This is a genomic window from Bacillus sp. L381 (assembly GCF_030284525.1).
Classification (GTDB): Bacteria; Bacillota; Bacilli; order Bacillales; family Bacillaceae; genus Bacillus; species Bacillus amyloliquefaciens.
In genome coordinates this window covers 3438748-3457278 of the sequence record NZ_CP127224.1, presented here as the reverse complement: position 1 = coordinate 3457278, position 18531 = coordinate 3438748, and the positions used below count along the sequence as shown (strand labels likewise).

The window sequence follows — 18531 nt, the reverse complement described above, 5'->3', positions numbered from 1 at the left end:
AGCGCCTATCAGCTCTGATAGGCGCTTTTCATTTTGCCGCATGTGCCTTTATACTGGTAGAAAACGAGGAGATGCTGAATGAATAAATGTCTGGCGGCGGGGTGGCTCGTCTTTGTTTTCATTTCTGCTTTGACTGAAAGCTTTCACGATATGATTGTGACGCAGACGGTGGCCTTCCGTTTCACGCCCCATCCGGATGCTTCCGGTTTCTTTGTGTTCGATATGGCGGAGCTGGCCATACCGGAAGCGGCGATTCAAAAGCTCGGGCACGCGTTTTCGTTTTTTGTGCTCACCTATTTGTTTTTCAGAGAGCGCAGGCGCATGAAGAGGGCGGTGCTGTATGCATTGGCCGCCGCGTTTTTGACAGAAATCGTCCAGCTCTTTTTCGGAAGAAACGGATGCCTCCGCGATGTGCTGATTGACGGTCTCGGCACTGCCGCATTCTGTGCTATACAAAGGAAAAAGCATACGGCCAAACATACAAAAACCGGCAGTCTGTGACAGACGCCGGCTTTTTTTATAGATTATGGTTTGTCGATTTGTTTTTATGAACGATACTTTCGTAGATTCGCACGATCAGATCGACAATCGGACGAAGCACATTTGAAAATCTGAACAGCAGGAATCCGACAACGAGGGCGACAATAATGCTTCCGAGCACATCAATCGGATAATGGTGGCCGACCCAGATTCTTGAGAAGCCTGTCAAAAGGCCGAAAATCACCAGCGGCCAGCCGAGTTTTTTGTTGCGGAACAGAATCGCAATTGAAATCGCTAAAGCGCCTGTCGTATGGTCACTCGGAAAAGAAGCATCCGCGGCATGAGGGATCAGCGTATGAACCGTATGCTCGACAAAGGGGCGCGGCTCGACATAGACTTTTGTGATGAGATAGTTGACGATAAGCGCCGCAATCCCGGTGAAGCCCGCATACAGGGCGTTTTGTCTGCCTTTTGTGCTTCCGAACAGCCACATGGCAAGCAGGAAAAGGGCATAGGCGTAAATGGAGTATTCCGTTATAAATACCATGATAGAGTCGAGAATGGCACTATGGTGCGACAAACCATTGATCGCTTTAAATAGTTCGTAATTCACAAATATCACCTTTTATCTTTATTTTATATGAACAGTGTAATGCTTTTTTCTATGAGACACAATTGGTATTAAAAATAATCATAAAAAAGTAAACAGATTGAAACGTGACTGTATTGCTGTGCGTCAAGTATGAGGGAAAAGAATAGCCGAAGGAGTTTTGTCCGTTGCTGAAACGTTTAAAAAACGCCGATCTGCCGCTTGTGTTTGTCATCATGCTGCTTTGCGGATTCGGCTTGTTAATGGTGTACAGCGCCAGTGATGTGATGGGGTCTCAGCGGTACGGAGACCCATCCTATTTCTTCCATAAACAGAGAACCTCTTTACTGATCGGAATATGCTTATTTTTATTCGCCGCCTGTCTGCCGTATAAGCGGTATGCGCGGCTTGTACCGCTGTTTGTGGTCGGTTCGCTGTTATTGCTGCTGCTCGTGTTGATACCGGGAATCGGGCTGGAGCGGAATTTTTCCCGCCGATGGCTGGGAGCGGGACCGCTTGTCGTACAGCCGTCTGAATTGGCGAAGATCGCGATGATTTTGTATTTCGCTTCAATTTATACGAAAAAGCAGCCGTACATTCATCAATTTGTGAAAGGTGTTCTGCCGCCTTTAGTGATTTTGGGGACCGCTTTTATCTTGACATTGGCTGAGCCTGATTTAGGGACGGCTTCCTTAATCCTGGCGGCGTGCGGTTCGATTTTATTATGTGCCGGCTTGAAAAAGCGCCATTTGTTCGTGCTCGGGGCAACGGCGGTGTCAGGGGTCGTTTATCTCGCATTTTCCGCTTCTTATCGTGTGAAGCGCCTCGTTTCCTTTACCAATCCGTTTGGTGATGCGAACGGGGATGGCTATCAGCTGATTCAATCCTATTTTGCTATTTCCGGAGGCGGATTTTTCGGAAGAGGGCTTGGGAACAGTGTTGAAAAAATGAATTATCTGCCTGAGGCGCATACTGATTTCATTATGGCCGTGATCAGCGAAGAACTGGGGATATTCGGTGTTCTGATCGTTTTGGGATTATATTTTGCGTTAATGCTTCTCGGCGTAAAAACAGCCGTGCGTGCTGATGACCCGTTCGGGAAGCTTCTCGCCGTCGGAATTACGTTTCAATTAATGTTTCAGGTTGTATTGAATTTGGGAGCGATGAGCGGACTTCTCCCCGTCACGGGTGTGCCGCTTCCGTTTATCAGCTACGGCGGTTCTTCGTTGATCATGACGCTGTTTTTGTGCGGCATACTGGTCAATATCAGTACATATGCGAATAAACAAACCGCACGTCATAAGCGGCCGATCCCGCATGAAAAAAAGGTTTCTTCTTTTTGATGAAGATTGAAAAAAACGCCCGGGACATGCTGTCTCCGGGCGTTCTGTATGTTTATAATGCTTCGGGTCCTTCTTCTCCGGTGCGGATATTAATCGTGTTTCCGATTTCGTAGACGAATATTTTGCCGTCGCCCGGCTCCCCCGTTTTCAGCACTTTTTTCGCCGTTTCGACCACTTGATCAACGGGGACTTTACTTACAACGATTTCCACTTTCAGCCGTTCATACACATTGCTCTCAATTTTGATTCCGCGGTACAGTTCGGTGTGGGCTTTTTGAAGGCCGCAGCCGTGTACGTTGGAGAAGGTCAGCGATGTGACTCCGATTTTACCGAGTTCCTGTTTCAATGTTTCAAATTTAGCCGGACGCGTAACGATTTCTACTTTGAACATTTGACCGCTCATCTAAGTCACTCCTCACTTTATAAGTCCTGATATGCTTTTTCCCCGTGCATCGTTAAATCAAGCCCAAGTGACTCTTCTTCTTCACTGGCGCGGAGGGGAATGAAGAGACCTACAATTTTAATGATAACGAAAGTGACAATAAATACAAATACATAGGTTGCCGCAATGGCTGCAATCTGTTTCCAAAGCAGCCCCGGATCGCCGTAAAACAGCCCGTTTGCCCCGCCTTCATTGACGGAGACGGTGGCGAATAAACCGGTCGCGATGCCGCCCCATGTGCCGCCGATCCCATGCAGGCCGAAAGCGTCAAGCGCATCATCATATCCGAACGTCTTTTTGAGCCAATAAACGCCCCAAAAACAGACAAGCCCGCCGATGAAACCGATCACAATGGATGAAAACGGCGTAACGAACCCGGCGGCCGGCGTAATGGCGACAAGCCCGGCGATAGCGCCTGATACAGCGCCCAGCATGGTCGGCTTTTTGTTCAGCATCCACTCGATTACAATCCATCCGATAATTCCGGCGGCAGCTGCGGTGTTTGTATTAATGAAAGCAAACATCGCAATGCTGTCAAGCGTCAGGGCGCTGCCGACATTGAAGCCGAACCATCCGAACCAAATGAGCGCCCCGCCCAAGAAAGTATAAATTAAGTTGTGAGGGGAAGCCGCCGTACCGTCCTTGCGTTTCCCAAGCACAATCGCCAGCACAAGCCCGGCGACTCCGGAAGAAATGTGAACGACGTTTCCGCCTGCGAAATCAAGAGCGCCCATTTGGCCGATCCAGCCGCCGCCCCATACCCAGTGCGCAACGGGCGTATATACGAGTGAAGCCCACAAAAAGGAAAATACAAGAAAGGCGCTGAATCTCATGCGTTCAGCAAATGCTCCGGAAATAACCGCCGTCGTCAGTACGGCAAATGTCATTTGGAACATCATGAACAATGAATGCGGGATCGTATCACTGTAGCTTCCGGGTTCAAATCCGACTCCCTTCAGCCCCGCCCATTCAATGCCGCCAAGCCATGTATTGCCGGGAGCAAAAGCAAGTGAATATCCGTACAAAACCCAAACGACGGATACGATGGCGAGTGAAGAAAAACTGTGCATCGCCGTGCTGAGCACGTTTTTGCTTTTTACCATTCCGCCGTAAAACAAAGCCAACCCGGGGGTCATCAGCCACACGAGTAAAGCGCAAAAGAACATAAATACTGTATCGCCTATCTGCATGTTGTATTCCTCCGTCTCATTTCAGAATGTGATCATGATTAATTAATTATTATAGAGAAAAAAGAACGATAAAACATTTTCGTGTAAGGTTATATGACATGGTTTTTCGCGATATATAATGTCGAATTTTCAAATAAACAGGAAGTGACTTTATATCCGTAAAAAGAGCGCCGGAGCACGGCGCAAGAAATCCGGCCCGGGAAAGAGTAAAATAAACGGGGTGAGAAACACTAACTGTATCAGGAGGAATTATTATGACTGCATCATTAAATCTGCAATTTGAAAAAACGGCTTTGGTCATTATCGATTTACAAAAAGGCATCGTTCCGATTGATAAAAGCGGCGCCGTTGTGCCGAACACCAAAAAATTAATTGATGTGTTCCGTGAAAAAGGCGGCTTTATCAGCTTTGTGAACGTGGACTTTCACGACGGAGCGGATGCGCTGAAGCCGCTGACGGATGAAGAGGCGGCAGGCCATTCGGCTCCGGCGGCGGATTGGGCTGAATTTGTGCCTGAAATCGGAGTGAAGGAAAATGATTATACGGTAACAAAACGGCAGTGGGGGGCGTTTTTCGGCACGGACCTGGATCTTCAGCTCAGAAGACGGGGAATCGACACGATTGTATTATGCGGGATTGCGACAAACATCGGCGTGGAAAGCACGGCGCGGGAGGCTTTTCAGCTCGGGTATCAGCAAGTTTTCGTGACTGACGCGATGGCGACATTCAGCGATGAACAGCACGAGGCGACACTCAAGTTTATCTTCCCGAAAATCGGCAGAAGCCGGACGACGGAAGAATTTATCGCGCAGACCAAATGACAATCTCCAAAAAAAGCCGCGTCCTGTTTCTGACTGCCGTGGCTTCGGGAACGATGCTGAACCCGTTGAACTCGTCGATGATTTCTCTTGCGCTTCACAGCATTCAGCATGAATTTCACCTGTCGTTTACTACGGTGTCCTGGCTGATATCGTCCTTTTATCTGGCCAGCGCGGTGGCGCAGCCTGTCACCGGGAAGCTCGGTGATATGCTTGGCAGGAAGAAGCTGTTTTTGATCGGACTTCTGCTTGTTGCCGTCTCTGCCATCGGCGCGCCGTTTGCGCCGACTTTTATGACGTTGCTGATCATGAGGCTTTTTCAATCGATCGGAAGCAGCGCGATATATCCGTCCGGCGTCGGGTTGATCCGTTCAAATATCCGGGAGCGGCAGGCATCGGCGCTGGCCGTTCTGTCCATATTTGCATCAGCTATGACGGCGCTCGGTCCGACTCTCGGCGGTTTTCTGATCGTTTGGGGAGGATGGCCCGCAATCTTTTTCGTCAATCTGCCGTTTATCGTTCTCAGCTTTTTTCTCGGCATGTATATGTTTCCGAAAGATGAAAAACGCGAGATCGGCGGCTTGAAATCCGTGCTCCGTCAGCTTGATACGATCGGTATACTCCTGTTTGCCGGGGCGATTATACTTCTCTTGTCGTTTTTATTGTCCTTCAGTACGAAGCCACATTATACAGAAGGCGTATTCGGGCTTTTGTTTGTCGTCCTGTTTATCTGGCGCGAGCTGAAAACGGAGAAGCCGTTTATTGATGTCAGGCTGTTTAAAACACATCGGAAACTATCGTCGGTGTATATTCAATTTATTTTGCTGAATATCTTCTTTTACTGCATTTTTTTCGGGCTTCCGAGCTATTTTCAGGATGAAATGCATTTGTCCGTTCAGACAAGCGGATTGATTATGCTGTTTATGTCGGGCATGAGCATCTTGGTGTCGCCGTTGACCGGAAAATGGATAGATAAGAAAGGGATTCTTCAGCCTATTGTCGCCGGAACATGTCTGACCGCGATCGGGGCGGTGCTGTTAACGTTCTTCTTTCTTCAGGCGCCCATGATAGGAAAAGGGCTGATTCTGTCTGTGTTGGGCGTCGGCTATGGATTTGGCAATGTGACGTTTCAGGCGGCCATGCTGAAAACAAGCCCGGCTGACATGGTCGGAACAACGTCCGGCCTGTTTCAGACCTGCCGGTATCTGGGTTCGATTTTGTCTTCTGTCATTTTGGGCATTCTTTTCGGAAAAGAAATTACCGCCGGCCATTTTCATATGCTTGGCACGATTCTTATCATTGTCGGCGCCGTAAGCCTTTTGATGGCGTTCCGGTTTTCGGTTCTCCTCAAAAAGGCCTCTTAACAGCCGCATCAAAAGAGACGGGCTCTCCCCGTCTCTTTTTTTATGTGTAATATGCTCAAAAATCAAAACGATTATTGTCGACAGCACCCAATGTTATTTGCGGAATTTTCAGTTATATTTTTTAACATGAAATGTGAGGAATCCGAACATTCGGGAGGGAGAAGATGAAAAAAACAATGAACAGTCGGCTCAGCAATAAAGATTTACTGCCTGTGGAGGAAGGAGAACGGACGTGGAAAGCGGTGAATTTTGCATCCATCTGGATGGGGTGTATTCATAACATTCCGACCTATGCGACTGTGGGCGGACTCATTGCGATCGGCCTTTCACCATGGCAGGTGCTCGCCATTATCGTGACAGCGTCACTCATTTTGTTTGCCGCTATGGCCTTAAACGGCCATGCCGGTACGAAATACGGCCTTCCGTTTCCGGTCATTATCAGAGCTTCCTACGGGATATACGGCGCTAACATTCCGGCGCTTCTCAGGGCGTTTACGGCCATCATGTGGCTCGGAATTCAAACATTTGCCGGGAGCACGGCTTTACATATCCTGCTTCTGAATATATGGCCTGGCTGGGGGAGTCTCGGCGGAGATTGGAATTTGTTCGGGCTTCATCTGCCGGGCTTTCTGTCGTTCATTTTCTTTTGGGGCATTCACCTGCTTGTGCTGCGGCACGGCATGGAATCGATCAAAAAATTTGAAGTGTGGGCGGGACCGCTTGTTTATCTCGTATTCGGCGGAATGGTCTGGTGGGCGATAGATATTGCCGGCGGGCTTGGCCCGATTTACTCCCAGCCGGGAAAGTTCCATACCTTTTCTGAAACGTTTTGGCCGTTTGCAGCCGGAGTAACTGGCATTATCGGAATATGGGCGACGCTGATTCTGAATATTCCTGACTTCACCCGGTTCGCCGCGTCGCAAAAAGAACAGATTCGCGGCCAGTTTTACGGGCTGCCGGGAACGTTTGCGCTGTTTGCGTTTGCGAGCATTACGGTGACTTCCGGGTCACAGGCGGCGTTCGGAGAACCGATTTGGGATGTGGTGGAGATTTTGGCCCGGTTTGATAATCCTTTCGTTATCGCTCTTTCAGTCATCACGCTCTGCATCGCCGCCGTTTCGGTTAACGTGGCGGCAAATATCGTGTCACCGGCTTATGACTTGGCGAATGCCTTGCCGAAATATATTACCTTCAAGAGAGGAGGGTATTTGACCGCCGTTTTGGCCCTGTTTACAATACCGTGGAAGCTGATGGAAAGCGCCACAAATGTATATGCGTTTCTCGGGCTCATCGGCGGGATGCTCGGACCGGTGGCCGGAGTGATGATGGCCGATTATTTTATGATCAGAAAAAGACAGCTTTCAGTTGAAGACCTTTATTCGGAAAACGGACAGTACACCTATTACAAAGGCTATAATTACCGGGCATTTGCCGCGACCTTTCTCGGCGCATTTATTTCCTTAATCGGGATGTACGTCCCGGCGTTGGCCGGAATCTATGATATCTCCTGGTTTGCGGGTGTGCTTGTGTCATGTCTCGGATATACGGCGCTTATGTACATTCATCCTCCTTATGCAAAATCGGCGGGGCGCATGGTGCGGGAAAGAGCGGCAGAATAAAAAAAGCCGGGGGCTGCACCCCGGCTTTTTGTCATATCAGTCTGCGATTGAAACGTTTCCGTCCGCTTCAAGCGGCGTTCTTTTTTTCTGGCTCCAGCCATACAGAAGCAGGGCAATCAGGACGAACAGCCCCGCTGCCAGATAAATCGTATGGAATCCGGCGGAAGCGACAAAGAGGCCGAATACATAGGACCCGCCGGCAATCCCGCTGTCAAAGAAAGTGAAGAAGGTAGCCGTTGCGAAGCCTGAACGGTGTCCGGGCGAGTTCTGAATCGCCAACGTCTGCATACACGGTACGATAGAGCCGTAGCCAAGACCAATTACAGCGCCGGACAAGAGAAGCATGACGGCGCTGTTTGTCATCGCCAGCATGCAAAGACCCGCGGAGAACACGATAATGGACGGATAGATGACGATCCCCGGCCCCACTCTGTCAAACAGCTTTCCAGTGAAAGGACGGGCAGCCATCATCGTCACTGCGAAACAGACGAAGAAATAACCGCTGACATCCAACAGATGGATCGTCTTTGCGTAAACGGATAAATATGACGTCACACTTGAATAACAGAAAGAAATGGACAACCCGACAATCGCGATTTTAAGCGCGCCTTTTTCAAACATATCGGAGAAAGAAAAACGGAAGACAGTCGTTCCGCTGTTGTTTTGATCCGGCACACGAATCATGAAAGCGATTAACAAGCCTAAAGAAACAAAAACGGCAAAAATCGTAAAGAAAACCGGGAATGAAATGACCTTCACAAGGCTCAGCCCGAGAAACGGACCGATCGCCATGGCAAGGTTCATAGACATTGCGAAATAACCGAGCCCCTCGCCGCGCCGCTTAACAGGAATAATGTCAGCGGCGATTGCGCCCGTGACCGTCGTTAAAATGCTGAACCAGATGCCCTGGAAGAAACGCAGTCCGAGCAGCAGATAAAAATTGTGTATCGGCAAATACAGATAAGAAGACAGGGCGAACAGCGCCAGAGAAATAATCGTCATTCTTTTTTTACCGAACCGTTCGATAATCGCCCCTGAAAATGGACGGGTAATAATAGCGGATAACAGGAACAGGCTGATCAAAAGCCCTCCTTGCGACTCACTGCCGCCAAGCTCCTGAATCATATAAATAGGCAGCACGGCCAAAAATGTATAAAAGAACACAAAGACAAATAAATTCACGAGTACGACCATTATAAAATCTTTGGTCCAGATCGAGTCAGATTTACTCAAAAGTACAGCACTTCCCTTTCTTTATGATTTCGTTAAAAACACATTCAGAAACTCAGAAAAAGCTTCTTTATCTCCATCTTGGAAATCCGCAAGCATGTCTTCCTCGAACTTCAGCATCTCTTGATTGATGCTGTCATATTTCAATTCAGCTTCCATCGTCAGGACGACGAGCTTTTCCCGCTTGTCTTCTCCCTGTTCCCGCTGAATCCAGCCGTTTTCTTCAAGGCGTTTGATCGTTCTTGTAATGGTCGGCGCCTCCACGTTCAAATAGGACCAGATTTCTTTTTGGGTCATCGGTCCGATCGTTTTTAAGCAATATAGGATTGACCATTGAGAGGAGTAAAGGCCGAATGGTTCCAGCCGTTCATTGGCTTTCTTCGTAATCAGGCGGGCGCATTGATTGATTTGATGAATGAGGCGTCTGTTGACGTGGATCATTTCCGTTCTCCTTTTCAAAAAACTTACCTAAGTAACTAATTGTGCTTTTTTATTCTACAGCAGGATCGCGCGGATGTAAAGCCCACGTTCAAAAGCAGAAAATTGTGATCCGCCCCTTGTCCTTATTGAGTTTTTAGCATATTCCCAATTCATTGCTAATACACTGTTACAAACCTAACAAAGAGAGTGTTTGAGGTGAGGGATCGTGGGCATATTTCAAAAACCTTCTTATATAATCGGACAACGAAGAAGCGGCATCATCAGTGAATCTGTTACAGAATACGGATCTCATTTCACACTTCTCACATCCAACTGGGGAGGTCGAGTGGTGTGCACGATTACATCAAAGAGCGAACAATCAAGATTGGTAAGTATATCGTGGAGACGAAAAAAACCGTTCGTGTCATTGCGAAAGAGTTTGGTGTTTCCAAAAGTACCGTACACAAAGATTTGACAGAGCGCCTGCCTGAAATCAATCCTGACTTGGCGAATGAAGTAAAAGAAATACTCGATTATCATAAATCCATCAGGCATTTAAGAGGGGGAGAGGCGACGAAGTTAAAGTACAAAAAGGATGAAATTCTTGAAGGGGAGCCCGTTCAGCAGCCGTAGCGTCTGACGTCTGCCGGCCCCTTTTTTCTCCTCCGGGCCGTTTCGCGAATATCCGCAAAATTTTGTCAAGAACTTATATGGTTCAGCAGCTTTTTTTTGATAAATTATGATAATATATATAATTAGGGCACAATGTGGATATTTTACTGTGAAACAGATATCAAGGAGGATATAAATAGATGTTTGCAAGGGATATTGGAATTGACCTCGGTACTGCAAATGTACTGATCCATGTAAAAGGAAAAGGAATTGTTCTGAATGAGCCTTCCGTTGTGGCGCTTGATAAAAACAGCGGAAAAGTGCTGGCGGTCGGCGAAGAAGCCAGACGAATGGTTGGACGTACACCTGGGAATATTGTTGCGATCCGTCCGCTGAAAGACGGCGTAATCGCAGACTTCGAAGTAACAGAAGCCATGCTGAAACACTTCATTAATAAGCTGAATGTAAAAGGACTTTTCTCAAAACCGCGCATGCTGATCTGCTGCCCGACGAATATTACGTCCGTTGAGCAAAAAGCGATTAAAGAAGCAGCTGAAAAAAGCGGCGGAAAACATGTATACCTTGAAGAAGAACCGAAAGTTGCCGCTATCGGCGCGGGTATGGAAATCTTCCAGCCAAGCGGTAACATGGTTGTTGACATCGGAGGCGGAACGACAGATATCGCAGTTATTTCTATGGGCGATATCGTCACCTCCTCCTCTATTAAGATGGCTGGGGACAAGTTTGACATGGAAATCTTAAATTATATCAAACGTGAGTACAAACTGCTGATCGGTGAACGTACCGCTGAAGATATTAAGGTGAAGGTCGCAACGGTTTTCCCAGACGCACGTCATGAAGAAATCACCATTCGCGGCCGTGACATGGTTTCCGGTCTGCCGAGAACAATTACAGTAAACAGCAAAGAAGTGGAAGAAGCCCTTCGTGAATCAGTTGCTGTCATTGTGCAGGCTGCCAAGCAGGTTCTTGAAAGAACACCGCCTGAATTGTCCGCTGACATCATCGACCGCGGCGTTATTATTACCGGCGGCGGAGCGCTGTTAAACGGACTTGACCAGCTTCTCGCCGAAGAGCTGAGGGTTCCTGTTCTTGTCGCTGAGAATCCGATGGATTGTGTTGCGGTCGGAACGGGCGTCATGCTTGATAACATGGACAAGCTTCCAAAACGCAAACTGAGCTGATCATAAAACCTCATTCTGAAAAAGAATGGGGTTTTTTTCTGTCAAACCCTTCACGAACGGGAAGGAAAATCCGATAATAAGAAAAAATGCTGATTTTCATTATAGAACAAATGTTCCGGTTGAGCAACCGGAAATAATGAGGTGGAAGACTTGTTAAAAGGATTATATACCGCAACGTCCGCAATGATTACACAGCAGAGAAGAACGGAAATGCTGTCAAATAATATCGCAAACGCGAACACATCGGGGTACAAAGAGGATCAAGGCTCGATCCGCGCTTTCCCTGAGATGCTTCTGAGCCGAATCGAAGGCGATAAAAAAACGAAAATCGGTTCCGTCAATACGGGCGTGTACATGCAGGAGCTGAAACCATTGTTCACGCAGGGAAGCCTGAAAACAACCGATCAGCCGACGGATATCGCGCTTATGGAAAATCAGGTTCCCAAGAATGCTGAAACGAACGAAAACGCTGAGCTGTTTTATCCCGTTCAGACCGCGGGAGGCGTGCGCTATTCAAAAAGCAGCACTTTCTCATTAAATCAAAACAATCAGCTTACGATAAACGGAAATCTTGTTTTATCAACAAACGGACAGCCGATTACAGTCGACAATGAAAAATTCACCGTATCAGAAAACGGAACGGTCACAACAAACGGCCGGCAGGCGGGGCGGATTGACATCAGAATGGAAGAAGACGTGCGCAATCTGAAACGGGACGGCAACGACTTATACAGCACGGCCGACGGCTCTGAACTGCCGAGCGCGGCGGCGAATCCCCAAGTTTCGTATTCATTAAAGCAAGGCGTCTCGGAGCTATCAAACGTGGACGTGACGAGCACGTATACAGAAATGACGGAAGCATACAGATCATTTGAAGCCAATCAGAAAGTCATTCAGGCTTACGATAAAAGCATGGATAAAGCCGCAAATGAAATCGGCAAAGTGTAACAAAATGGGGGACGTTCAATTATGATGCTCAGATCAATGCTGACGGCTTCAACAGCCTTAAATCAGCTTCAGCAGCAGATGGATACAGTCAGCAGCAACCTTTCAAACAGTGATACGACAGGCTATAAAGCGAGGGACTCCCGCTTTTCAGAACTGATCAGACAGCAGTATGACCATATAGATGATAAAAAGGAAAATTCGCCAAACATGCGGAAAACACCGCCCGGCCTGCGTCTCGGCTCCGGAACGGTCATGACGCCGCAGATGGACTCAGGACAGGGAAGCATCAAAAAAACCGACCGTGACCTTGATATCGCGTTCACATCACCTTATCAATACCTCCAGGCAGAAGCGGACGGACGGCGGGTGTATACAAGGGACGGCTCACTCACCCTCAAGCCGGCCGGCGGAAATGACCGGCTGCTTCAGCTCATGACAGCGGGAGGCAATCCCATTCTCGATGAGAACGGTCAGCCCATACAGATTGACAGTTCGCTGACTAAGCTGAAAATCAGCAAAACCGGAACTCTGACAGCTTCAGACCAGACAGGAACCCGTTCGCAGACTTTTAATCTCGGCATCGTTAATGTCAATAACCCTCAGGAGCTTCATGCGGAGGGGGATAATCTGTTTTCCGTAAATGGCACCGGGGCTTCAGCCATTGAAGAGCTTACCGGCGCAAAACGGCAGGAAATCGGCATGGAACAGGGCGCGCTTGAAAATTCAAATGTCGATATGTCAAAGGAAATGACCGACTTAATCGTGTCTCAGCGTTCCTACCAGCTGAACAGCCGCACGATTACATTGGGAGACCAAATGCTGGGCTTAATCAACTCAGTCAGATAAAAGAAGGGGCGTTTTGATCAGCCGCGCATGATAAAAAATGCGGCTTTCTCAAAATCGCCCTTTTTTTTGTAGTAATCAGTAATATCTTGAAGCAGCACTTCTAAATCCACCCACGCTTCAATTTTCTGCAGCTCCAGCACAAGCTTCTGCAGCCGGTCGTACGGATCCTCCTGAGAGGTATACAGTATGTTGAGCGCGGTCAGCTTCAGTTTCATGATGTTGTTCTGCACTTTATCAGCTATGTATAATCCTTTCTGAAGCACGGCTTGTCCTTCTGCGGCAGACCCGGTTTTAAAAAGTGACCTGACCGCTTCGTATACACAATGAAGATAGGAAACGGGAGACTCCTTCTCGAAAAGCTGATTGCCTAAAACCTTTTTGTAAAAAGGGAGCGCCTCTTGATCTTTTTTCTGGGCGGTCTTTAAAAATCCAAAATTATAATAGGCGTGGCACAGCAGGTTATTGTCATTGATCCGATCCGTTATTTTTATAGATTCATTGAAGAGCTGTTCCGCGTCTTCATAGCGTGCCTCGTCTATGTAGTTCACGGCGAGAAGCAGCTGGCAGCTGAGCACTTTTTTGATGTAGCCGGCTTCATTTTGATAGATCTCCAGTGCTTTATTGACATATTGAATGGAAAGCGGAGACGACTTCATCATGTAATAAGCACCCGCTGTTTTATAATAAAATTCAGCGGCTTCAAAACGGTCCTGGATGGCCGGCAGATACTGTTCAGCTTCTTTAAAGCGGCAGACCGCACGGTTCGGAGTGCCATTCACCATATGGAATAACCCTTTGAAAAAATAGAAATAATAAGTTAATTCATGATCCATCTCATCTTTGCGCCGCTTCAGCTCGCAGAACAGTTTATTCAGACCGTCTTTTTTCTCAAACAGCAGCTGGAACCGCGCGAAAAACAGCTGATATCTGAGTTTGAGCTTCGCATTCCTTTGTAATTTGGGGAGATGCTGATTGATTTGTTCGTGAAGGGAACGGGCTAGATCGAATTGGCGTTTTCCCATGGCGTCATACCACTCATTCAGCATCACCAGCGTGCGTTTTTCAGTAAACTTAGCAATCATCTTCCAACCTCTTTGCATAGGGTAAAAATCTTTATTTATCATAACACATTAATGGACGAGGCTCATTGCCAGCTGGTTACAGTTTACAGCGCAGTTGAAAAAGAAATTGATTCATAATATACTTCCAAATGTACAGATTGGTTACCGCATATACCTTCTATACATACTATTGTCGATGAAGGAGATGTCAAGGAATGCTTGATACTCAGCAAATTAAAGAAATTATTCCCCATCGCTATCCGTTTCTTCTGGTAGACAGAATTACGGAAGTCGAAGAAGGAAAACGGGCGGCGGGATATAAAAATGTTACGGCTAATGAAGACTTTTTTAACGGACATTTTCCTGAATACCCTGTGATGCCGGGCGTATTAATCGTGGAGGCTTTGGCGCAGGTCGGAGCGGTTGCGATGCTGATTAAAGAAGAAAACCGGGGCAGACTCGCATTTTTTGCGGGGATTGATAACTGCCGTTTTAAAAAGCAGGTAAAACCGGGTGACAAGCTGGAGCTTGAGGTTGATATTATCCGCGCACGCGGTACGATCGGACGCGGCAAAGGCGTTGCCAAAGTTGACGGCGAGCTCGTGTGTGAAGCTGAATTAACCTTTGCACTCGGAGAATAAAAAAACAAATGGGCTTATTAAAAAAGCCCATTTTGTATAGAAAGGGGTGAATGTAATGTGGTCGGAATTTAAAAGCTTTGCGATGCGGGGCAATATCATGGATCTGGCAATCGGGGTTGTCATCGGCGGCGCTTTCGGGAAAATCGTGACGTCGCTCGTTGAAGATATCATCATGCCGCTTGTCGGTCTGCTTCTGGGCGGTCTCGATTTTTCTGGACTGGCCGTGACATTCGGCGACGCCCATATCAAGTACGGAAGCTTCATTCAAACGATTGTGAACTTCTTTATTATTTCATTTTCTATTTTTATCGTGATCCGCACAATAGGCAAGCTGAGACGTAAAAAAGAAGCAGAGGAAGAGGCGGAAGAAGCTGAAGAAACAGATCAGCAGACAGAGCTGCTGACTGAAATCAGAGATCTGCTGAAACAGCGGGCTCAATATAATGACTAGGATAGAAAAAAAGGCTGGATGATTAATGTCCGGCCTTTTTCATGATTACAATTTTTGTTTGAACGCTTCAATCAGCCGGCTGCCCGAGTAGCCTTCTTTCACGAGTGACTCAAGAATGCTTTCTGATCCGGGGTGATTTCTTGACACCATCTGACCGTAAATTAAAACTTGAATACTCTTTTCCAGCTCCACGATATTTTTGATGCTTCCCGACAGCTGGGCGGGACGGTTGCTTTTTTTCGTAATCGTTACAAACACCTTCGCTTCTTTCTGGCTTTTCATCAGCATGTCAAAAAAAGAAAAGTGTTCGGCCGGGACCAGAGCTTCAATTAACCAATGATTTTCACCGTCTTCTTTATTGATAATCAATCCGTCTAAAAGGGGAAACTGTTCAATCGGCTGATCGTCTTTATCTAAACGTTCCACATTCAGATCAACCAGTTTAAATGTTTTCATCTCTATTTTCACCCCTGTTGTCCATGTTTTTCGTTCATTTATTATAACACATCTTACTTTTTTCGGGAAAAAGCTGTAAGACATGCTTCATCATCTTTGTAGGCGGTCGACATTTAATCATTTCTATTTTTTCATTATAATGTAAAAGAATATAGTCATGGAGAGATGCTTATGAATCAATTGCGCCTGAAGGAAATCTATATAGAAGACGGCACAAGGCGGGAAGATCATTCCTACTTAGTATCCAAAAAGGAAGATTGTGAGGTGCATCTTAACAGAAGCGGGAATGTCGTCTTTTTATATGAAACAAAAGACCGCATGGAACAGTATAAAATTCAGCTTTCACTGTCTGATAAAAAGCTGAGTTTTTACTGGTTCGCATGGGATGGCGGAAAGTTTGTCCGCATGTTTGAGAAAGACTGGCTCAAAACGAAACTTTTCTCGCGGCTGCTCAAAAATACATATTACATAAGCGGTCAAAAGAAAAAGTTTTTTTTATCAGAAAGAAAAGCGAAAACATAAGAGCGGCATAAACGGATAACGGTATTTCCCGCTTTTTGCTTTCAGAGGCCCTTGTACTACAATGAAGCCAGCCGCGAAAAGAGAGGAGGACACGGCTTGTTTAACCACGTTATGCTTGTCGGACGGCTGACGAAAGACCCGGAGCTCCGTTTTACATCAGCGGGCATCCCTGTCGCTCATATTACCTTGGCGGTGAGCCGCAATTTTAAAAGCGCGTCGGGTGAAACCGGTACGGACTTCGTCAACTGCACCATCTGGAGAAAAAACGCTGAAAACACGGCGCTGTACTGCCAAAAAGGGTCAATGGTCGGTGTGAGCGGCAGAATCCAGACGAGAAGCTATGAAAAGACAGACGGCGTAAAAGTCTATGTGACCGAGGTCATGGCTGATACCGTTCGGTTTATGGATCAAAAACGGAAAGAGCCGCTGGCTGAATAGCATGCTTTTTTCCTCTATCTCCCGCCTTTTTGCGGGCCCCGCAATGCCCCCTCCCCATCCGCCAGTCGAAAGACTGGTTTTTTTGTACGGGTACTAAAAAATGGTTAAAAAGAAGTGATTTCACTTATAAACACTTAAAATCATTGAATATATTGAAATGAAAACTTATAATTACTTACAGATAAGTGACGAAAAAAGGAATGAGGACGTGTATCAAGAAGAAAGACTGATTGCGATAATGGAATATTTGAAACAGCATCGGCGGATCACCGCGGAACAGATCTGTTCGCTGCTTCATATTTCAAGAGACACCGCAAGACGGGACCTTGTAAAGCTGAAAGAGCGCGGGGCGATTATCAGAACACGGGGCGGCGCGATTCTCCCGTCTGTGCATCAGGAAGTGCCGGGCTATTCGGGCCGGCTGCAAACCGTTTCTGAAGAGAAAAACAAAATCGGCAAGCTGGCCGCCTCCCTGATCCATAAAGGAGACCGGATCATTCTGGATACCTCCACAACCGTTCAGGCCTGCGCCGAGCATTTAAATGTCACCGACTGCACTGTTATTACAAATTCGATCAATCAGGCCGATATCCTTTCTGCAAAAGAGGGAATTGATATTCATCTGCTCGGCGGAAAGCTCCAAAAGGAACATCGGTTTTTATACGGTGCTTCTGTCGTAGAAAAACTGGGGGATTATCACGCCGACAAGGTGCTGATCGGCGTTGTCGGCATCTCGGAAAACGGTCTGACGATACCGCATGAAGAGGACGGCATGGTGAAACGTAAAATGATCCGCCAGGCGGAACAGGTGATTGCGCTGAGCGATCATTCCAAGCTTGGCCGTACGAGTTTTTATCAATATGCAGAACTGCACGAGATTGATCTGCTTATTACCGATCGGCTGCCGGATCAGGATTTTTGCGACCTGCTCGACCGGCACGGCGTAGAATTGCTTGTAACTGAATCTGAAGAAGAGGATGAGGACATGTGAAACTGATTGCCATAGATCTGGACGGCACACTGCTGAACAGCAGCCATCAAGTGAGCGATGAAAACGAGCGGGCTTTAAGGGAAGCCGGGCAAGCCGGAATTGAAATTGTGGTCTCTACGGGGCGCGCGCATTTTGACGTGCGCTCCATATTCGAACCGCTCGGCATAAAAACCTGGGTCATCAGTGCAAACGGAGCCGCTATTCACGCTCCTGACGGCAGCCTGTACCATTGTGATGCGATTGAAGAAACAAGAGCGCGGGGCATTTTGTCTTGGCTTGAAGAGAATCAATATTACTATGAGGTGTTTACAAACAAAGCCATATATACGCCTGAAACGGGCAGGCAGCTGCTCGAAATCGAAATGGACCGGGTGAAAAGCGCCAATCCGGATACCGATCTTTCTATTTTGGAGCAGGCGGCTTCAGTTCAATTCAGCCAGTCCGGTTTTGCTTACATTCGAACATACCGTGAGCTCTTTGAGAAAGAAGAGCGCCTGGATTTTTACAATATTCTCGGCTTTTCGTTTGATGAGCGGAAGCTGAAAGCGGGCTGGGAACGATTCAGCGATCAGAAAGATATCACCCTTGTCAGCTCTGCGGATCACAATTTTGAACTGTCGGCGCGAAATGCCTCAAAAGGGCAGGCGCTTAAACGGCTGGCGCAAAAGCTCGGCATTCCGATGGCTGAAACCGCCGCGGTCGGTGACAGCTTAAATGACTACTCAATGCTTCAGGCGGCCGGAAAAGGCATAGCGATGGGAAATGCGAGAGAAGATATTAAAGAGATCGCAGACGCCGTTACATTGACAAATGATCAAAACGGCGTTGCGCATATGATCAGGAATTTACTGTAAAAGGTTTGGCGATA

22 protein-coding genes are annotated in these 18531 nt (G+C 47.2%); 15 read left to right on the top strand and 7 right to left on the bottom strand.

Translation table 11 applies throughout. The annotated features are described in order from the left end of the window. The first annotated feature begins 78 nt into the window (after positions 1-78). A complete protein-coding gene (locus tag QRX25_RS17735) occupies positions 79-501 on the top strand; it encodes a VanZ family protein (protein ID WP_212099613.1) in 423 nt (140 codons plus the stop codon). Between the two features lie 16 nt (positions 502-517). Here the strand turns inward: QRX25_RS17735 and QRX25_RS17730 are convergent, their stop codons facing one another. Then, positions 518-1093, bottom strand: coding sequence for an undecaprenyl-diphosphatase (locus tag QRX25_RS17730; RefSeq protein WP_013353885.1), 576 nt, complete (start codon positions 1091-1093; stop codon positions 518-520). Between the two features lie 164 nt (positions 1094-1257). On the opposite strand from QRX25_RS17730, the gene ftsW reads away from it, so the two are divergent. Beyond that, a complete protein-coding gene (ftsW, locus tag QRX25_RS17725) occupies positions 1258-2412 on the top strand; it encodes a putative lipid II flippase FtsW (RefSeq protein ID WP_212099611.1) in 1155 nt (384 codons plus the stop codon). 52 nt (positions 2413-2464) lie between these two features. On the opposite strand, the gene QRX25_RS17720 is transcribed toward ftsW, so the two are convergent. Then, complete coding sequence (locus QRX25_RS17720; RefSeq protein ID WP_115996686.1) at positions 2465-2815, bottom strand: P-II family nitrogen regulator; 351 nt, start codon at positions 2813-2815, stop codon at positions 2465-2467. A 17-nt stretch (positions 2816-2832) separates the two neighbouring features. Then, complete coding sequence (locus tag QRX25_RS17715; protein WP_212099609.1) at positions 2833-4044, bottom strand: ammonium transporter; 1212 nt, start codon at positions 4042-4044, stop codon at positions 2833-2835. Between the two features lie 254 nt (positions 4045-4298). On the opposite strand from QRX25_RS17715, the gene QRX25_RS17710 reads away from it, so the two are divergent. The 3 genes from QRX25_RS17710 (at position 4299) to QRX25_RS17700 (ending at position 7845) form a co-directional block, all read left to right on the top strand. Next, positions 4299-4865 (top strand): isochorismatase family protein, encoded by a 567-nt coding sequence (locus tag QRX25_RS17710; protein WP_065982525.1) that lies wholly within the window; start codon positions 4299-4301, stop codon positions 4863-4865. Next, positions 4862-6226, top strand: a complete 1365-nt coding sequence (locus tag QRX25_RS17705; RefSeq protein WP_212099607.1) for an MFS transporter — start codon at positions 4862-4864, stop codon at positions 6224-6226. Before QRX25_RS17710 ends, QRX25_RS17705 begins: the two co-directional genes overlap by 4 nt. Before the next feature lie 164 nt (positions 6227-6390). Continuing rightward, positions 6391-7845: an NCS1 family nucleobase:cation symporter-1 gene (locus QRX25_RS17700; RefSeq protein WP_212099605.1), complete on the top strand. Its 1455-nt coding sequence runs from the start codon at positions 6391-6393 to the stop codon at positions 7843-7845. 36 nt (positions 7846-7881) lie between these two features. On the opposite strand, the gene QRX25_RS17695 is transcribed toward QRX25_RS17700, so the two are convergent. Both QRX25_RS17695 and QRX25_RS17690 read right to left on the bottom strand, forming a co-directional pair. After that, positions 7882-9078, bottom strand: a complete 1197-nt coding sequence (locus QRX25_RS17695) for an MFS transporter (RefSeq protein WP_212099603.1) — start codon at positions 9076-9078, stop codon at positions 7882-7884. A gap of 21 nt (positions 9079-9099) precedes the next feature. After that, the gene (locus QRX25_RS17690; protein WP_212099601.1) at positions 9100-9516 is read right to left on the bottom strand and encodes a MarR family winged helix-turn-helix transcriptional regulator; all 417 of its coding nucleotides are present in this window, start codon (positions 9514-9516) and stop codon (positions 9100-9102) included. Positions 9517-9846: 330 nt separating this feature from the next. Here QRX25_RS17690 and spoIIID point away from each other — a divergent pair, with 330 nt between their 5' ends. From spoIIID to QRX25_RS17670, 4 genes are all read left to right on the top strand, one after another. Continuing rightward, the gene (spoIIID, locus tag QRX25_RS17685) at positions 9847-10128 is read left to right on the top strand and encodes a sporulation transcriptional regulator SpoIIID (RefSeq protein WP_003151236.1); all 282 of its coding nucleotides are present in this window, start codon (positions 9847-9849) and stop codon (positions 10126-10128) included. A 179-nt stretch (positions 10129-10307) separates the two neighbouring features. Beyond that, a complete protein-coding gene (mbl, locus tag QRX25_RS17680; RefSeq protein WP_003151237.1) occupies positions 10308-11309 on the top strand; it encodes a cell shape-determining protein Mbl in 1002 nt (333 codons plus the stop codon). Positions 11310-11459: 150 nt separating this feature from the next. Then, on the top strand, positions 11460-12257 hold the full coding sequence (gene flhO / locus QRX25_RS17675; RefSeq protein ID WP_065982520.1) for a flagellar hook-basal body complex protein FlhO: 798 nt from the start codon (positions 11460-11462) through the stop codon (positions 12255-12257). Between the two features lie 24 nt (positions 12258-12281). Continuing rightward, positions 12282-13103, top strand: a complete 822-nt coding sequence (locus QRX25_RS17670) for a flagellar hook-basal body protein (protein ID WP_212101779.1) — start codon at positions 12282-12284, stop codon at positions 13101-13103. Between the two features lie 17 nt (positions 13104-13120). Here QRX25_RS17670 and QRX25_RS17665 read toward each other — a convergent pair whose 3' ends face one another. Then, positions 13121-14185, bottom strand: coding sequence for a tetratricopeptide repeat protein (locus tag QRX25_RS17665; protein ID WP_212099600.1), 1065 nt, complete (start codon positions 14183-14185; stop codon positions 13121-13123). Positions 14186-14379: 194 nt separating this feature from the next. Between QRX25_RS17665 and fabZ the strand changes: the two genes are divergently transcribed. Together fabZ and mscL are read left to right on the top strand one after the other, a co-directional pair. Next, complete coding sequence (gene fabZ, locus QRX25_RS17660) at positions 14380-14805, top strand: 3-hydroxyacyl-ACP dehydratase FabZ (protein WP_113766487.1); 426 nt, start codon at positions 14380-14382, stop codon at positions 14803-14805. A gap of 55 nt (positions 14806-14860) precedes the next feature. Further along, on the top strand, positions 14861-15256 hold the full coding sequence (gene mscL / locus QRX25_RS17655) for a large conductance mechanosensitive channel protein MscL (RefSeq protein ID WP_013353873.1): 396 nt from the start codon (positions 14861-14863) through the stop codon (positions 15254-15256). A gap of 45 nt (positions 15257-15301) precedes the next feature. Here the strand turns inward: mscL and QRX25_RS17650 are convergent, their stop codons facing one another. Beyond that, entirely contained in the window at positions 15302-15712 is a 411-nt protein-coding gene (locus QRX25_RS17650) for a YwpF-like family protein (RefSeq protein ID WP_013353872.1), read from the bottom strand. 171 nt (positions 15713-15883) lie between these two features. Between QRX25_RS17650 and QRX25_RS17645 the strand changes: the two genes are divergently transcribed. From QRX25_RS17645 to QRX25_RS17630, 4 genes are all read left to right on the top strand, one after another. Then, complete coding sequence (locus QRX25_RS17645; RefSeq protein WP_065982517.1) at positions 15884-16234, top strand: hypothetical protein; 351 nt, start codon at positions 15884-15886, stop codon at positions 16232-16234. A 96-nt stretch (positions 16235-16330) separates the two neighbouring features. Beyond that, a complete protein-coding gene (locus QRX25_RS17640) occupies positions 16331-16672 on the top strand; it encodes a single-stranded DNA-binding protein (RefSeq protein ID WP_065982516.1) in 342 nt (113 codons plus the stop codon). 208 nt (positions 16673-16880) lie between these two features. Then, a complete protein-coding gene (gene glcR / locus QRX25_RS17635) occupies positions 16881-17663 on the top strand; it encodes a transcriptional regulator GlcR (RefSeq protein WP_045512580.1) in 783 nt (260 codons plus the stop codon). Further along, positions 17660-18517 carry a Cof-type HAD-IIB family hydrolase gene (locus QRX25_RS17630; protein ID WP_212099599.1) on the top strand — a complete coding sequence of 286 codons (858 nt, stop codon included), beginning with the start codon at positions 17660-17662 and terminating at the stop codon, positions 18515-18517. Before glcR ends, QRX25_RS17630 begins: the two co-directional genes overlap by 4 nt. Positions 18518-18531 lie beyond the last annotated feature (14 nt).

Bases quoted from the DNA above. Each gene is read 5' to 3' on its own strand.
- QRX25_RS17735 (WP_212099613.1), top strand. From the start codon at position 79: ATGAATAAATGTCTGGCGGCGGGGTGGCTCGTCTTTGTTTTCATTTCT.
- QRX25_RS17720 (WP_115996686.1), bottom strand. From the start codon at position 2,815: ATGAGCGGTCAAATGTTCAAAGTAGAAATCGTTACGCGTCCGGCTAAA.
- QRX25_RS17715 (WP_212099609.1), bottom strand. From the start codon at position 4,044: ATGCAGATAGGCGATACAGTATTTATGTTCTTTTGCGCTTTACTCGTG.
- QRX25_RS17710 (WP_065982525.1), top strand. From the start codon at position 4,299: ATGACTGCATCATTAAATCTGCAATTTGAAAAAACGGCTTTGGTCATT.
- QRX25_RS17705 (WP_212099607.1), top strand. From the start codon at position 4,862: ATGACAATCTCCAAAAAAAGCCGCGTCCTGTTTCTGACTGCCGTGGCT.
- QRX25_RS17700 (WP_212099605.1), top strand. From the start codon at position 6,391: ATGAAAAAAACAATGAACAGTCGGCTCAGCAATAAAGATTTACTGCCT.
- QRX25_RS17690 (WP_212099601.1), bottom strand. From the start codon at position 9,516: ATGATCCACGTCAACAGACGCCTCATTCATCAAATCAATCAATGCGCC.
- mbl (WP_003151237.1), top strand. From the start codon at position 10,308: ATGTTTGCAAGGGATATTGGAATTGACCTCGGTACTGCAAATGTACTG.
- QRX25_RS17670 (WP_212101779.1), top strand. From the start codon at position 12,282: ATGCTCAGATCAATGCTGACGGCTTCAACAGCCTTAAATCAGCTTCAG.
- QRX25_RS17665 (WP_212099600.1), bottom strand. From the start codon at position 14,185: ATGATTGCTAAGTTTACTGAAAAACGCACGCTGGTGATGCTGAATGAG.
- fabZ (WP_113766487.1), top strand. From the start codon at position 14,380: ATGCTTGATACTCAGCAAATTAAAGAAATTATTCCCCATCGCTATCCG.
- mscL (WP_013353873.1), top strand. From the start codon at position 14,861: ATGTGGTCGGAATTTAAAAGCTTTGCGATGCGGGGCAATATCATGGAT.
- QRX25_RS17650 (WP_013353872.1), bottom strand. From the start codon at position 15,712: ATGAAAACATTTAAACTGGTTGATCTGAATGTGGAACGTTTAGATAAA.
- QRX25_RS17645 (WP_065982517.1), top strand. From the start codon at position 15,884: ATGAATCAATTGCGCCTGAAGGAAATCTATATAGAAGACGGCACAAGG.